Origin of the sequence: Pseudooceanicola nanhaiensis DSM 18065, assembly GCF_000688295.1 — a bacterium.
In the GTDB taxonomy this organism is placed as follows: Bacteria; Pseudomonadota; Alphaproteobacteria; order Rhodobacterales; family Rhodobacteraceae; genus Pseudooceanicola; species Pseudooceanicola nanhaiensis.
Map to the genome: position 1 here is coordinate 1,663,303 of NZ_JHZF01000011.1, position 14,457 is coordinate 1,677,759.

A 14,457-nucleotide genomic window follows, 5' to 3' on the forward strand; every position below is an offset into this window, starting at 1 on the left:
CGCCGATTTCCTGCGAAAACCCGCGATCTGCGGACGTCGGGCCGCCGCGGCGCCCGCCTTCCTGTTTTACGCAAATCTGTCCGTTTCCGCCCTCTGCCCGCCCCATTGCCGGGCGATCCTGCGGGAAGGCGCCGGTCAAGGGTGCCGGCCCCCGAGCGAAAGGACAGGCCATGCAGAAGACGCAGAAACGATGGATGAAATCGGTGATCGCCACCGCCAGGACCGAGCAGACCCGCCTTCCGTTCCAGCGCGGCTACCGCCGCCCCGAGAACCGCGACACCAAGCTCGAGACGCAGCGCCGCTCGGCCTGAGGTCGCGGCGCCACCCCTCGCATCCTCGCCTTACACGTGTCTCTGATTCGGCGTGTTTGTGGCTAAATTGAGGCCAATTACGGCTACTTTGTGTCGAATTTCCCGGGCATCGGAAACGAACCGGCGGACCTCGCCACATTGAGCCACATTGCCGCCACAATGCCTCCTTTTCTTTGACTTAGCGCCGCTTTTTCGGCTTATTGTCTCCACTTTCGACCGACTGTCCGTCTGTCGTTGCTGGTGGGGGCCAGCGCGGATGTGACACCCAGCTGACGGGTATTCACATGACGATGACACCTCGTGCCCTTGGGCAGGAACTACTTGAGTCTACACTCGAAACGGCAAAGCGCCGCGGGCCGCTTCTGCGCCGTTACACTGTTGCGCGCCTCGACGATGCCGGGCGCGAGAAGATCACCGAACACATGGCCCCCGCGACCACGGAGTTCGAGAGCGCCTTCAACGCGTTTCCGCGCGGCGTGCTGATCACGACCGAAACCGGGCCCTGCGCCATCGAGGACCTGCGTCCCGGCATGAAGGTCGAGACGGCCGAGAACGGCCTGCAGGAGGTGCTCTGGATCGGCTCCATGATGATGGTGCCCCATGCGCCCGTCGCGGACCCGGCGCAGGTGCGGATGATCCGCGTCAGCCCCGACCGCTTCGGCCTGTCGCGCCCTGCGGGCGACCTGATGGTCGGGCCCGGCGCGCGCGTGCTCCACTTCCCGGACGTGCTGCGTGATGACGATGTGCGCGGCCGCGTCTACACGCCCTTCACCGAGTTCACCGACGGCGACACGGTCTTCGAGATCACCCCGCCCTCGTCGATCGAGGTCTTCCACCTCTGCCTCGCGCAGCATGCAACGATCCAGGCGAACGGCCTGCCGGTGGAAAGCTTCCATCCGGGCTATCACATCGCCGATGGCATGGGACCGAACAAGCTGGCGCTCTTCCTGTCGCTGTTCCCGCACATCACCGCGCTGCGGGATTTCGGGCTGCTCGCCCATCCCCGCATGACGCTGCAATCGCTGATGCGCCTCGACGCCGCCTGAGGGCCCCTCGCCCTGCGGCCCGACGATCCCGCCCTCTCCTCCCGGGCGGGGTCGGCCCTTTGCCGGGCTCAGGCCGTGCGGTTCAGCCGCTCCTCGAGCACGTCGAAGGGCACGCCCGGCTCGTCCTTGGCGTTGCGGATGACGAGCGAGGTCTTCACGCTGGCCACGTTCTCGGCGGCGGTGAGCTGTTCGGTCAGGAAGGTCTGGAAGGTCGACAGGTCCGGGGCGACGCATTTCAGGATGAAATCCACCTCGCCGTTCAGCATGTGGCATTCCCGGACCAGCGGCCAGGCGCGGCAGCGCTTCTCGAAGGCCGAAAGGTCGGCCTCGGCCTGGCTCTGCAGGCCGACCATGGCGAAGACCTGCACCTCGAATCCCAGCTCGCGGATGTCGACATCGGCGTGGTAACCCCGGATGTAGCCCTGCTCCTCGAGCGTGCGGACGCGGCGCAGGCAGGGCGGGGCCGAGATGCCGACCCGCCGGGCCAGCTCGACATTGGTCATGCGGCCATCCGCCTGCAGTTCGGCCAGGATTTTCCTGTCGATCGGATCAAGTCGGCCAACGGCCATCGCAACCTCCACGGGATTTTGCGATTCTTATAGCAGCGCCCGTTCTCGGCGCAAGATTGTTTCAACCCCTCGCAATTTTCTTCCTGCGCAATTCACCGAACGCGCCCCTCGCCGCCCTTTCTCCGGGCAGACCCCGGTGCGGGAGCCCTGCGGCCAGGACATGCCCCCTGCCCTCCGCCTGCCCTTCACTCCCCGCATCGAAATCTCTATATGCAACGGACCACCACATCCGGAGGCAGCCATGTCCGAAACGCGTCGCACCAAGGTTCTGATCATCGGCTCCGGCCCCGCAGGCTACACCGCCGGTGTCTATGCCGCGCGCGCCATGCTCGATCCGATCCTCGTCCAGGGGATCGAACCCGGTGGCCAGCTCACCACCACGACCGAGGTCGAGAACTGGCCCGGCGACACCGAGGTGCAGGGCCCCGACCTGATGGTGCGGATGGAAGCCCACGCCAAGGCCATGGGCTGCAAGGTGGTCCCGGACTACATCACCGATCTCGACCTGTCGAAACGGCCCTTCGTCGCGAAGGCCGACAGCGGGACCGAGTACGTCGCCGACGCGGTCATCCTCGCCACGGGGGCGCGCGCCAAGTGGCTGGGGCTCGAGAGCGAGGAGGCCTTCAAGGGCTTCGGCGTCTCGGCCTGCGCGACCTGCGACGGCTTCTTCTACCGCGGACAGGAGATCGTCGTGATCGGCGGCGGCAACACCGCCGTCGAGGAAGCGCTGTTCCTGACCAACTTCGCCTCCAAGGTCACCCTGATCCACCGCCGCGACGAATTGCGGGCCGAGCGTATCCTCGTGGACCGGATGATGAAGAACCCCAAGATCGAACCGCTCTGGCACCACGTGCTCGAGGAAGTCGTGGGCGAAGACAATCCCAAGGGCGTCACGGCGGTGCGCGTTAAGCATGTCGACACCGGCGAGGTGAAGGAGATCCCCGCGAAGGGCGTCTTCATCGCGATCGGCCATGCGCCGGCCTCGGAACTGGTGAAGGACCAGCTGGAGCTGCACCACGGCGCCTACGTGAAGGTGAAGGACGGCTCGACCGAAACCTCGGTGCCCGGCGTCTTCGCCGCAGGCGACCTGACCGACCACAAGTACCGGCAGGCCGTGACCTCGGCCGGGATGGGCTGCATGGCCGCCCTCGACGCCGAGCGTTTCCTGGCCGAGCACGGGCTGGCCGAGGGCGACACGACCCTGCCGCTCGGCTACGGCGCCCCCGAGGGCGAGGCGGCGGCCGAAACGGCCGACTGACCGGCGGACCCGGATCGCAGACACACGGAAAGGCCCGGACCGGAAGGTCCGGGCCTTCTGATTCTGTTGCAGCTCGGACAGCTCACCCTCGGCATGATCCTGCGGATTTTTCCGATCCCGGCGCGTTTCGGGGTTTTCTGCATCTGCGAAGAGTGAGATACGTTCAGAACTGAACACACTTTGAGTCGCCGACGATGAACGCCCACCCCACCCAATCGACGCTGCCGGAGGATGACCAGCTCTTCCGCCTGCTGCGGCAGGTGGAGAAGACGCCGGACGCCCCGCAGCGGGCGACGGCCGAGGCGCTGAACATCTCGCTCGGGCGGTTGAACGCCCAGCTGCGCGCGGCCACCGAGGCCGGCCTGATCGCGGTGAAGGCCCGCGACAGCGCCGACCGGCGCCAACGCGTCTCCTACGCGCTGACCGACCGGGGCGCCGAGGCGAAGGCCCGGCTGATCAAGACCTTCCTCGCCCGGAAATTCTCGGAATACGCGGCGCTGCACGCGGAACTCACAGGGTCCGTCAGCGACCTCGTCCCTCTCAAGTACAGGAGCTCATTGATGCAATCCAACCTTGCGCCCATCCCCGAGCTGTTCGTCTCGTACGACAGCGCCCAGAAGCTGAAGGTCGAGGCGGCCGAGCTGACCTCGTGGGACCTGTCCCCGCGCCAGATCTGCGACCTCGAACTGCTGATGAACGGCGGCTTCAACCCGCTCAAGGGCTTCCTGTCGGAAGAGGATTACAACGGCGTCGTCGAGAACATGCGCCTTGCGGACGGCACGCTCTGGCCGATGCCGATCACGCTCGACGTCTCCGAGAAATTCGCCGAGAGCCTCGAACTGGGCCAGGACATCGCGCTGCGCGACCAGGAGGGCGTGATCCTCGGGACCATGACCGTCACCGACCGCTGGACGCCCGACAAGTCGAACGAGGCCGAGAAGGTCTTCGGCGCCGACGACCAGGCACACCCGGCGGTCAACTACCTGCACAACACGGCCGGCAAGGTCTATCTCGGCGGCCCCGTCACCGGGATCCAGCAGCCGGTGCATTACGACTTCCGCGCCCGCCGCGACACGCCGAACGAGCTGCGCGCCTATTTCCGCAAGCTCGGCTGGCGCCGCGTGGTGGCCTTCCAGACCCGCAACCCGCTGCACCGCGCCCACCAGGAACTGACCTTCCGCGCCGCGAAGGAAGCGCAGGCCAACCTGCTGATCCACCCGGTCGTCGGCATGACGAAACCGGGCGACGTCGATCACTTCACCCGCGTCCGCTGCTACGAGGCGGTGCTGGACAAGTACCCGGGCTCCACGACCTCCATGTCGCTCCTGCCGCTGGCGATGCGCATGGCCGGCCCGCGCGAGGCGGTCTGGCACGGGCTGATCCGCAAGAACTACGGCTGTACCCATTTCATCGTCGGCCGCGATCACGCGGGCCCGGGCGCCAATTCGCAGGGCGAGGATTTCTACGGCCCCTACGATGCGCAGGAGCTGTTCAAGCAGCACGAGGCCGAGATGGGCATCGAGATGGTGCCGTTCAAACACATGGTCTTCGTGCAGGAACGCGCGCAATACGAGCCCAGCGACGAGATCCTCGACAAGGACGACGTGACCATCCTGAACATCTCGGGGACCGAGCTGCGCCGCCGTCTGGCCGAGGGGCTGGAGATCCCGGAATGGTTCTCCTTCCCCGAGGTCGTGGCCGAGCTGCGCAAGACCCGTCCGCCGCGCTCGCAGCAGGGCTTCACGGTGTTCTTCACCGGCTTCTCGGGTTCGGGCAAGTCGACCATCGCCAACGCGCTCATGGTCAAGCTGATGGAGATGGGCGGCCGCCCGGTGACGCTGCTCGACGGGGACATCGTGCGGAAGAACCTCAGCTCCGAGCTGGGCTTCTCGAAGGAGCACCGCGACCTCAACATCCGGCGCATCGGCTATGTCGCCTCGGAGATCACGAAGAACGGCGGCATCGCCATCTGCGCCCCGATCGCGCCCTACGCGGCCACCCGCCGGGCGGTGCGTGAGGATGTCGAACAGTTCGGCGCGTTCCTCGAGATCCACGTCGCGACCTCGATCGAGGAATGCGAACGGCGCGACCGCAAGGGGCTCTACAAGCTGGCGCGGGAAGGCAAGATCAAGGAATTCACCGGGATCTCCGACCCCTACGACGTGCCCGAAAACCCCGAGCTCAGGGTCGAGACCGAAGGCACCGACGTCGACAATTGTGCGCACCAGGTGATCCTGAAGCTCGAGAGCATGGGCCTGATCGCGGCGCATTGAGCCGAACCGCCGATGAAAGAAAATCGCCCCCGCGGAGCACCGCGGGGGCGTTGCCATGTCCGGCGGGGGTCGGTCTGCGACAGGGCCGCCGCACGGGCCCCGGTCCCTGTCAGCCCTTCCGTGGCCCCTGCGCCAGCGTGCCGAGAAGCGCGGGCTCGATCCCGTCGCGCGCAGAGCCGGCCACGAAGACGACGCTGCCGCCCGCCTCCGCCGCATTGGTGACTGCCTCCATCTCGTTGACGGAGATGAAGAAATCGAGCCCGTCCTTCTCGGTCAGGCCGGTCTTCTCGGTGAACTTCTTCAGCGCCTCGGCATTGCCCTCGGCGATGATGCCGCGGAAGGCGGCATAGGCCTCGCCCTTGATCCGGAGCGATTCGCCCTCGGCCTGCGCGGCGGCGACCTGCTTGATCCGGAGCGCCTCGCCCTCGTTGGTCGCGGCCTCCTTCAGCCGCTGTGCGGCGATCACCCGGTCGAAGGCTTCGCGTAATTCGCGCGAGGGCTGGGGATCGTCCACCAGCACGTTCTCGATCTTGAAACCGAACTCGCTCATCCGCTGGGCGAGCGTGGTCTCGACATCCGTCTCGAAGGCGTCGCGCGAGCGGAAGAGGTCGTCGAAGGTCATGCCCGAGGCGGTCGAGCGGACCTGGTTCACCACGTAGGAGCGGATCTGCGCGTCCGGATCCTCGAGCCGGTAGAAGGCGTCGGCCTCGCCGCCCGGGCGCACCGCGAACTGCACCCGGATCGGCACGACGACGAAGGCGTTGTCGAGGCTCTTCACCCCCACGTCCTCGGCGATCTCGCGCACGCGGAGCGAGAAATTGTCGGTCGCGGTCTGGATCGGCCACGGCAGCTTGATCGAGAGCCCCGCCTGCCGGACCGAGGTGAACCGGCCGAAGGTCTCGATCAGCTTGACGTTCTGCTGGCTGGTGATGACGATCATCGAGGGCAGCAGGATCACCGCCAGCACGACGAGCGCGATCGTCAGGAGCCATTGATCGGAGAGCATGGTCATCGGCCTTCCTTGCGCCAGGGCCCCGGCATGGCCAGGGGCCCGGCATTGCTGCGTTCGGGGTGTGGGCATTGAAGCGGGTATGGGCCCCGAGGCAAAGTCTTGAAATGCGCGCGGGCGCGTCTAGCCCCCGGCGCCCAGCGACAGCGTGCCGCGCATCAGCACCACCCCCGCCCCGCCGACCTTCACGCCCGAGATGTCGTCACGCGGGCCCAGCACCTCGACCTGCGCCTGCCCGGGGCGGTCCATCCAGTGCCCCTGCTCGGCGATGAAGGCCGGCGTGTCCAGATGGCCCCGCGCCCAGAGATAGGCCGCCATGCAGCCGGTGGCGGAGCCGGTGAACGGGTCCTCGACCGGCCCGCCCGGCCGCATGAAGAGGCGCGAGGCGGTCCGGCCCGCGGGCGTGACCCCCGCGGGGGTGGTCAGAAAGATCATCCGGCAATCGGTCGCGGGATCGTCCAGGAAGGCCTCGATCGCGGCGAGGTCCGGCCGCGCCCGTTCCAGCGCCGCAGGGTCCTTCAGCGCCAGGATGCAGAAGGCGGAACCGGTGGAGACCGTCTGCGGATCGTCCAGCACATCCTCCGGCCCGAGGCCGTAGAAGCCCGCGAGGCGCGCGCGGTCATGAACCTTGCCGAAGCGCGGCCGTGCCTGCGTCATCGTCACAAGCGGGGGACGGCCGGGGCGGTCCGTCACCTCGATCGGCAGGACGCCGGAGCCGACCTCGAGCGTGAAGGCCGCGCGCCCCTGCTCCGTGCGGACCATGCCGCGGTCGAGCAGCGAGGCGACGGTCGCGACGGTCGGATGCCCGGCCATCGGAATCGGGCCAGAGGGAAGATAGTAACGCGCCCCGAAATCGGCCCTGTCGGAGGGCACGAGATAGGCGCATTCCGACAGCCGCGTCTCGCGCACAAGCGCGATGCGGTCGGTTTCGGACATTGCCCCGGCGCCGTGGACCACGACGCAGGGGTTCCCGCCCATGGGGGTCTCGGTGAACGCGTCCACCCAGTCGAATTGATAGGATTTCATCTGGACCCTCCCGGCCGTGACGGCCAAGGGATGGGTCGGGCACGGGGCCGTGTCAACGCCGGACCGGCCCCGCCCGTGGTCGTTCAGTGCACCGCGACGGGTGCGAAATCGTTCTGGCGCGCCAGCACGAAGGCAAGGTGGCGGTCCTTCACGAGGGCCAGCCGCTCGCCATCCTCGGCATGGACGGCATAGATCGTCTCCGCGCCCATGGCCTGTTCCTGAACCTCCTCGGGGAGGCTTTCGACGGCGACGGGACGGATATAGACGATCCGGCCTTCACCTTCGGTCACATCGTATTGGGTATCCATATCGCTCAGTCCTTCCTGATCCTGATCGTCTGTATAACGCGTTCGGGCTCCGCCCGGTTCAGATCCACGTGCAACAGGCCGTTTTCCATGGTCGCTTCGCCGACGTCCACCCCTTCCGCCAGCACGAAGCTGCGCTGGAACTGGCGGGCCGCGATGCCCCTGTGCAGGAACACGCGCTCGCCCATATCCTCGGACTGGCGTCCGCGGATCACGAGCTGGCGGTCCTCCACCGTGATCGAGAGATCGTCCTCGCCGAACCCGGCCACGGCCAGGGTGATGCGATAGGAATTGTCGGATGTCTGTTCGATGTTGAAGGGCGGGTAGCCCTCGTTGCCGTTCTTGGCATTGCGCTCCATCAGCCGTTCCAGCTGCTCGAAGCCCAGGAGATAGGGGTGGGACCCCAGAGTCAGTTTCGTCATCGACATGCCCTTCACAAGCGACCGTCTCGCGGGCCCCGTTCCGGCGACCCCTTGCACCGAAATATGGGGGCCGGCGACGCCGCGTGCAAGGGGTGCGAAGGGCTTCCCCGGACGGCCCGGGCGCTGTATCCTCGGCGCGACACGCCACCGGACGGACCACGCCAGATCATGAACGCCCAATCCGACATCTCGATGAAGACGGACGAGGTCCTGCGCGTGGAGCTCGAGGTCTTCCGCCAGCAGCACCGCGACCTCGACGAGGCGATCCACGCGATGCAGGAACGCGGCATGGCCGATGCGCTGACCATGCAGCGGCTCAAGAAGCAGAAACTGCGGCTCAAGGACCTCATCGCCCGGATCGAGGACCGGCTGACCCCCGACATCATCGCCTGAACGTTGCACCCGCCGCGCCATCCGCTATGAGGGGGTGACGCGGCAGCAGGGGATTTGTCATGGCAGACGTGAGCGTTGGCATCATCATGGGAAGCCAGTCCGACTGGCCCACGATGAAGGAGGCCGCCCATATCCTCGACGAACTCGGCGTGGGCTACGAGACCCGCATCGTCTCCGCCCACCGGACGCCGGACCGGCTCTGGTCCTACGGGAAGGAGGCCGCGGGCCGCGGTCTGAAGGTGATCATCGCCGGCGCCGGCGGCGCGGCGCACCTGCCCGGCATGATGGCGTCGAAGACCCGCGTGCCGGTGATCGGCGTGCCGGTGCAGACGCGGGCGCTCTCCGGCGTCGACAGCCTCTATTCCATCGTCCAGATGCCCAGGGGCTACCCGGTCGCCACCATGGCCATCGGAAGCGCGGGGGCGGCGAACGCGGGCCTCATGGCCGCCGCGATCCTCGCCACCAATGACACCGAACTCGCCATCCGCCTCGACGCCTGGCGCGAGGCGCTCTCGGCCTCGATCCCGGAGGTGCCGCTCGATGAGTGAGGTCCGCACCATCGGCATCCTCGGCGGCGGCCAGCTCGGCCGGATGCTCTCGGTCGCGGCCTCCCGGCTGGGGCTCCGCTGCCACATCTACGAGCCCGGCGCCAACCCGCCCGCCGCGGAGGTGGCCCATGCCTGCACCACGGCCTCCTACGAGGACGAGGCGGCGCTCCGCGCCTTTGCCCGGAGCGTGGACGTCATCACCTACGAATTCGAGAACATCCCCACCTCGGCCCTCGACCTGCTCGAGGACCTGCGCCCGATCCGCCCCGGGCGCGAGGCGCTGCGCGTCTCCCAGGACCGGCTGACCGAGAAAAGCTTCCTGCGCGACCTCGGCCTCGCGACGGCGCCCTTCGCCGACGTGACCGACGCCGCCTCGATGACGGTGGCCCTCGACGGGATCGGCACGCCCGCGATCCTCAAGACGCGCCGCCTCGGCTACGACGGCAAGGGCCAGGCGCGTCTCTCGACCCCGGCCGACGCCGAGGCGGCCCGCGCCGCGATGAACGGGGCCCCCGCGATCCTCGAGGGCTTCGTCGATTTCTCCAGGGAGATCAGCGTGATCGCCGCCCGGAACGCCGACGGCGACGTGGCCTGTTTCGATCCGGGCGAAAACCTCCACGACAACGGCATCCTGCGCCGCACCACCGTGCCCGCCGGGATCCCCGGCCCGATGCGGATGGACGCGGTGCTGATCGCGTCGAAGATCCTGAACGCGCTCGACTACGTCGGCGTGCTGGGCGTCGAGCTCTTCGTCACCCCCGGCGGCCTCGTCGTCAACGAGATCGCGCCAAGGGTGCACAATTCCGGCCACTGGACGCAGAACGGCTGCGTGGTCGACCAGTTCGAACAGCATATCCGCGCCGTCGCGGGCTGGCCCCTCGGCGACGGCGCCCGGCACGCGGACGTGGTCATGGAGAACCTGATCGGGGAGGACATGGAGCGCGTGCCGGAGCTCGCCCGGCGGCCGGACACGGCGCTCCACCTCTACGGCAAGGCCGAGACCCGGGCCGGCCGGAAGATGGGCCACGCGAACATCGTCACCGCCAAAAGCAGCTGACCCCCGCCTTCCTCTGGTCAATGTATCCCCGCCGGAGGCACCCCCGCGATTTGCCCCCGGCCAAATCGCACGGCATCGCGTGCGCGGGCTTGCCCGCGCGCCGTTCGGTCACGCCATGAACGCCTGCGCAACCTCGCCGGAACAATACCGCATCTCGCCGCCCGCGATGACCGCGCCGACATCGCCTGCCGCGTCCACGATTACCAGGTCCGCGCGCAACCCGGACTCCAGCCGCCCGCGATCCTCTAGCCCCAGCACCGCCGCGGGCCCCGAGGAGACGAGCCCCCAGGCCGCCTCCAGCCCGATCTCATCGGCCAGGGCCAGCGCGGCGATCCGCGGCGCGGGGTAGTGATAGTCGGAGGCCAGGGCCGTGCAGCCCCCCTCCCGCACCACCTCCGCGGCCGGGATCTTCCCGGCATGCGAGCCGCCGCGCATCACGTTCGGCGCGCCCATCACCACCGGCGCGCCGGCCCCGGCCGCCGCCCGGACCGCCTCGAAGGTCTCGGGGAATTCCGAGATCGCCACACCCCGCGCGCGCCAGCCCTCGCGCGTCGCCGCGTCCCTGTCGTCATGGCTCCCGAGCCGCACGCCACGCGCCGCCAGCCGCCCCGCCAGCGCGGCGACCGCCGCCGACACCTCCGCCCCGCGCGCATGGAGCGCCTCGATCAGGGCCAGGTGCGCCTCGGGGCTGCGGCCGGATTTCAGCGCCTGCCCGGTCAGCCGCGGCACCTTCCTGCCCTTGTCCAGGGCCGCATGCGGCAGGTGGTCGTTGAAGACGACATAGCCCACGCCGAACCGCGCCACCGCCGCCTCGATCCGCGGGTAATCGTCCAGCAGGTGCGTCTCGACCCGGAGCTGCGCCAGGAGCGTCGTCGAGAAACGCCCGCGGACCGCCTCCAGCGCCTCCAGCATCCGCAGCGCGAACTCCGGCCCGCGCATGCCGCCCTCCCAGCTCCAGAACTGCGCCAGCACGGCGGTGGTGATCCCGTTCGCGGCAAGCTCCGCCTCCAGCGCCACCAGCCCGCGAGGCAGGTCGCTGACCGCGCCCCGGCGCGGCGCGAGATGCCGCTCGAACCCGTCGCCGTGGATGTCGACGATCCCGGGCAGCACCCGCCAGCCCGGCAGGGCGACAGCCCGGCCGGGCCCGCCCTCCGCCAGCCGCCCGCCCGCCACGCCGAGCGGCGCGTCGGTCAGGCCGCCGGGGCGCAGCACCTCGGCGCCGGTGATATGGAAATCGGGCAGCATCGCCCCCCCCCTAGCCAAGCCGGGGGCCGAGAGGAAGTCAGAACCGCATGAAGGCGTCGGCATAGACCAGCTCTGCCCGGGTCCCCGCGCTGCCGGGCGCAATCGGGTAGAGCAGCGTGTGCTCCTCCGGGAAGGGCGAGGTGAGGTTCTCGGCCGCCTTGTGGGTGAAGCCGAAGCGGCGGTAATACCGGCCGTCGCCCAGGACGGTGATCGCCTCGGCCTTCTGGCGGCGGACGAAATCGAGCCCGTAGCGCACGAGCTCGCCGCCCACCCCACGCCGCCGGTACTTGCGCGCCACGGCCAGCGGCGAGAGGCTGACCCAGCCCTTCGGCGCGTAGTGCCGGGCGAAGCCGACATAGCCCTGTATCGTGCCGTCGATCACCGCGACGAGCTCCACAACCATGTCGCCCGCGTCGCGCAGCCGGCCGACGAGCAGCGCTTCTTCCGACGTCGGAAACGCCGCGGACAGCAGCGCGGCGATGGCCTCGCGATCCTCGGGCAGAACGAATCTCAGGAACATCTCGACCTCTTCCGGGGACCGCGGATCGGTCCCGCCGGAGGAGGCTAGCAAAGCGACGCGGGTTTGCCCGCCATAGGGATCCTTTTTCGCAGCCATGGCCGGTCCGTCGGGGAGTTTGCCCAGGATTTGAGCGGGGATTTCGTTGGAATGATGCCCGAAAGGTAATCCGGAAAACCCGCCCCACCAGTGCGGGCAAAAGAAAAGGGCCCGCGCGATGCGGGCCCTTCCTGTCTGTCGTGGCCGGGCGTCCGGCCGGTTCCGCCGAAGCGGAGCCGTCTTACATCATGCCGCCCATGCCGCCCATGCCGCCCATGTCGGGCATGCCGCCGCCCTGGCCTTCTTTCGCCGGCTTGTCGGCGACCATGGCTTCGGTGGTGATCAGCAGGCCGGCGATCGAGGCTGCGTCCTCAAGCGCGGTGCGGACGACCTTCGCGGGGTCGATCACGCCGAACTTGAACATGTCGCCATATTCCTCGGTCTGGGCGTTGAAGCCGAACTTCAGGTCTTCGCTTTCGCGGATCTTGCCCGCGACGACCGAACCGTCGACACCGGCGTTCTCGGCGATCTGGCGCAGCGGCGCTTCGAGCGCACGGCGCACGATGGCGATGCCGTTGTTCTGGTCGGGGTTTGCGCCCGTCAGACCTTCGAGCGTCTTCGCACCCTGCACGAGGGCCACGCCGCCGCCGACGACGATGCCTTCCTGAACGGCCGCGCGGGTCGCGTTCAGCGCGTCATCGACACGGTCCTTGCGCTCTTTCACTTCGATCTCGGTCATGCCGCCGACGCGGATGACGGCCACACCGCCTGCCAGCTTGGCAACGCGTTCCTGCAGCTTCTCGCGGTCGTAATCGGAGGTGGTGTCTTCGATCTGCTTGTTGATCTGGGACACGCGCGCTTCGATCTCGGCCTTGTCGCCGTTGCCGTCCACGATCGTGGTCTCGTCCTTGGTGATCGAGACTTTCTTCGCGGTGCCGAGCATTTCCATGCCGACGTTCTCGAGCTTCATGCCGAGGTCTTCCGAGATCACCTGGCCGCCGGTCAGGATCGCGATGTCCTGCAGCATGGCCTTGCGGCGGTCACCGAAGCCCGGTGCCTTCACGGCGGCGATCTTCAGCCCGCCACGCAGCTTGTTGACCACGAGGGTCGCGAGCGCTTCGCCTTCCACGTCCTCGGCGATGATCAGCAGCGGCTTCTGCGACTGGATCACCTGCTCGAGCAGCGGCACCATCGGCTGCAGCGACGAGAGTTTCTTCTCGTGCAGCAGGATCATGCAGTCTTCCAGCTCCGCGACCATCTTGTCGGGGTTGGTGACGAAGTAGGGGCTCAGGTAGCCACGGTCGAACTGCATGCCTTCGACGACTTCGACCTCGGTCTCCATCCCCTTGGCTTCCTCGACGGTGATGACACCCTCGTTGCCGACCTTCTGCATCGCGTCCGCGATCATCTTGCCGATCGAGGCTTCGCCGTTTGCGGAGATCGTGCCGACCTGTGCGACTTCGGCGGAATCGTTAACTTCGCGGGCGGCCGACTTGATCTGCTCGACAACTTTCGAGGTGGCGAGGTCGATGCCGCGCTTCAGGTCCATCGGGTTCATGCCGGCCGCAACGGCCTTCATGCCCTCTTTCACGATCGCCTGGGCGAGCACGGTCGCGGTGGTGGTGCCGTCGCCGGCCTCGTCGTTGGTGCGGGAAGCGACTTCCTTCACCATCTGGGCGCCCATGTTCTCGAACTTGTCTTCCAGTTCGATTTCCTTGGCGACCGAGACGCCGTCCTTCGTGATGCGCGGGGCGCCGAAGGATTTGTCGAGGACCACGTTACGGCCCTTGGGGCCGAGGGTGACCTTCACTGCGTCGGCGAGAATATTGACACCCTTCAGCATGCGGTTGCGTGCGTCGGTGTTGAACTTGACGTCCTTAGCCATGTTCTTCTCCTGAATTGAGTTCAGTTATGATCCGGGAAACGCGCGCTGGCCTCAGGCCGCGGCGGTGATGCCCAGGATGTCGCTTTCCTTCATGATCAGCAGCTCTTCGCCGTCGATCGTGACCTCGGTGCCCGACCATTTGCCGAACAGGATCCGGTCGCCGGCCTTCACGGCCATCTCGATCAGCTCGCCGTTGTCCTTGCGGGCACCGGCGCCGACGGAGACGACTTCGCCTTCGGCGGGTTTCTCTTTTGCGCTGTCGGGGATGATCAGCCCGCCCTTGGTCTTCTCTTCGCTTTCGACGCGACGGACCAGCACGCGATCATGCAGTGGTTTGAATGCCATGTCTCTGAGGCTCCTTGGCTCAAAGTTTCTCCCTTGTGGGCCCGGCGGCGCATCGAGGCGCCGGGGCCCGTTATCACTCCCCTGGGGTGAGTGCTAACGGCGCATAGCTATGGAGGGCGGGCTGGTCTGTCAAGCACGCAGATCGCGAAAATCTCGCTGATCCGGGGCGCGCGACGCCGCAGCGCGGCGGACAGCGCGACAGCCGAGGG

The 14,457-nt window shown here is 67.8% G+C and carries 16 protein-coding genes; 7 read left to right on the forward strand and 9 right to left on the reverse strand.

Going from position 1 to position 14,457, the window contains the following annotated elements; translation table 11 throughout:
* Positions 1 to 170: 170 nt before the first annotated feature.
* A complete protein-coding gene (locus Q344_RS26085) occupies positions 171 to 311 on the forward strand; it encodes a hypothetical protein (protein WP_156954657.1) in 141 nt (46 codons plus the stop codon).
* 284 nt (positions 312 to 595) lie between these two features.
* Complete coding sequence (locus Q344_RS23560; RefSeq protein WP_084178340.1) at positions 596 to 1,357, forward strand: Hint domain-containing protein; 762 nt, start codon at positions 596 to 598, stop codon at positions 1,355 to 1,357.
* A gap of 68 nt (positions 1,358 to 1,425) precedes the next feature.
* Here the strand turns inward: Q344_RS23560 and Q344_RS0109150 are convergent, their stop codons facing one another.
* On the reverse strand, positions 1,426 to 1,926 hold the full coding sequence (locus Q344_RS0109150; RefSeq protein ID WP_028286424.1) for an Lrp/AsnC family transcriptional regulator: 501 nt from the start codon (positions 1,924 to 1,926) through the stop codon (positions 1,426 to 1,428).
* Between the two features lie 241 nt (positions 1,927 to 2,167).
* Between Q344_RS0109150 and trxB the strand changes: the two genes are divergently transcribed.
* Positions 2,168 to 3,184 (forward strand): thioredoxin-disulfide reductase, encoded by a 1,017-nt coding sequence (gene trxB / locus Q344_RS0109155; RefSeq protein WP_028286425.1) that lies wholly within the window; start codon positions 2,168 to 2,170, stop codon positions 3,182 to 3,184.
* 194 nt (positions 3,185 to 3,378) lie between these two features.
* Positions 3,379 to 5,457 carry a bifunctional sulfate adenylyltransferase/adenylylsulfate kinase gene (locus Q344_RS0109165; RefSeq protein WP_028286426.1) on the forward strand — a complete coding sequence of 693 codons (2,079 nt, stop codon included), beginning with the start codon at positions 3,379 to 3,381 and terminating at the stop codon, positions 5,455 to 5,457.
* A gap of 109 nt (positions 5,458 to 5,566) precedes the next feature.
* On the opposite strand, the gene Q344_RS23565 is transcribed toward Q344_RS0109165, so the two are convergent.
* The 4 genes from Q344_RS23565 to Q344_RS0109185 form a co-directional block, all read right to left on the reverse strand.
* Entirely contained in the window at positions 5,567 to 6,469 is a 903-nt protein-coding gene (locus tag Q344_RS23565; protein WP_051630439.1) for an SPFH domain-containing protein, read from the reverse strand.
* 120 nt (positions 6,470 to 6,589) lie between these two features.
* On the reverse strand, positions 6,590 to 7,492 hold the full coding sequence (locus Q344_RS0109175) for a PhzF family phenazine biosynthesis protein (RefSeq protein ID WP_028286427.1): 903 nt from the start codon (positions 7,490 to 7,492) through the stop codon (positions 6,590 to 6,592).
* Positions 7,493 to 7,575: 83 nt separating this feature from the next.
* Positions 7,576 to 7,800, reverse strand: a complete 225-nt coding sequence (locus tag Q344_RS0109180; protein ID WP_028286428.1) for a DUF1150 family protein — start codon at positions 7,798 to 7,800, stop codon at positions 7,576 to 7,578.
* Positions 7,801 to 7,805: 5 nt separating this feature from the next.
* The gene (locus Q344_RS0109185) at positions 7,806 to 8,219 is read right to left on the reverse strand and encodes an Hsp20 family protein (protein WP_028286429.1); all 414 of its coding nucleotides are present in this window, start codon (positions 8,217 to 8,219) and stop codon (positions 7,806 to 7,808) included.
* A 168-nt stretch (positions 8,220 to 8,387) separates the two neighbouring features.
* On the opposite strand from Q344_RS0109185, the gene Q344_RS0109190 reads away from it, so the two are divergent.
* From Q344_RS0109190 to Q344_RS0109200, 3 genes are read left to right on the forward strand one after another with little or no spacing between them, the layout of a single operon-like run.
* A complete protein-coding gene (locus Q344_RS0109190) occupies positions 8,388 to 8,612 on the forward strand; it encodes a YdcH family protein (protein WP_028286430.1) in 225 nt (74 codons plus the stop codon).
* 59 nt (positions 8,613 to 8,671) lie between these two features.
* Positions 8,672 to 9,160: a 5-(carboxyamino)imidazole ribonucleotide mutase gene (purE, locus tag Q344_RS0109195; RefSeq protein ID WP_028286431.1), complete on the forward strand. Its 489-nt coding sequence runs from the start codon at positions 8,672 to 8,674 to the stop codon at positions 9,158 to 9,160.
* On the forward strand, positions 9,153 to 10,217 hold the full coding sequence (locus Q344_RS0109200; protein WP_028286432.1) for a 5-(carboxyamino)imidazole ribonucleotide synthase: 1,065 nt from the start codon (positions 9,153 to 9,155) through the stop codon (positions 10,215 to 10,217). Before purE ends, Q344_RS0109200 begins: the two co-directional genes overlap by 8 nt.
* Before the next feature lie 108 nt (positions 10,218 to 10,325).
* Here Q344_RS0109200 and Q344_RS0109205 read toward each other — a convergent pair whose 3' ends face one another.
* From Q344_RS0109205 to groES, 4 genes are all read right to left on the reverse strand, one after another.
* On the reverse strand, positions 10,326 to 11,462 hold the full coding sequence (locus Q344_RS0109205) for an alpha-D-ribose 1-methylphosphonate 5-triphosphate diphosphatase (RefSeq protein WP_028286433.1): 1,137 nt from the start codon (positions 11,460 to 11,462) through the stop codon (positions 10,326 to 10,328).
* Positions 11,463 to 11,499: 37 nt separating this feature from the next.
* Positions 11,500 to 11,982 (reverse strand): GNAT family N-acetyltransferase, encoded by a 483-nt coding sequence (locus tag Q344_RS23570; RefSeq protein ID WP_051630441.1) that lies wholly within the window; start codon positions 11,980 to 11,982, stop codon positions 11,500 to 11,502.
* Between the two features lie 277 nt (positions 11,983 to 12,259).
* On the reverse strand, positions 12,260 to 13,903 hold the full coding sequence (groL, locus tag Q344_RS0109215; RefSeq protein WP_028286434.1) for a chaperonin GroEL: 1,644 nt from the start codon (positions 13,901 to 13,903) through the stop codon (positions 12,260 to 12,262).
* 51 nt (positions 13,904 to 13,954) lie between these two features.
* Positions 13,955 to 14,248, reverse strand: a complete 294-nt coding sequence (gene groES, locus Q344_RS0109220) for a co-chaperone GroES (protein WP_028286435.1) — start codon at positions 14,246 to 14,248, stop codon at positions 13,955 to 13,957.
* Positions 14,249 to 14,457 lie beyond the last annotated feature (209 nt).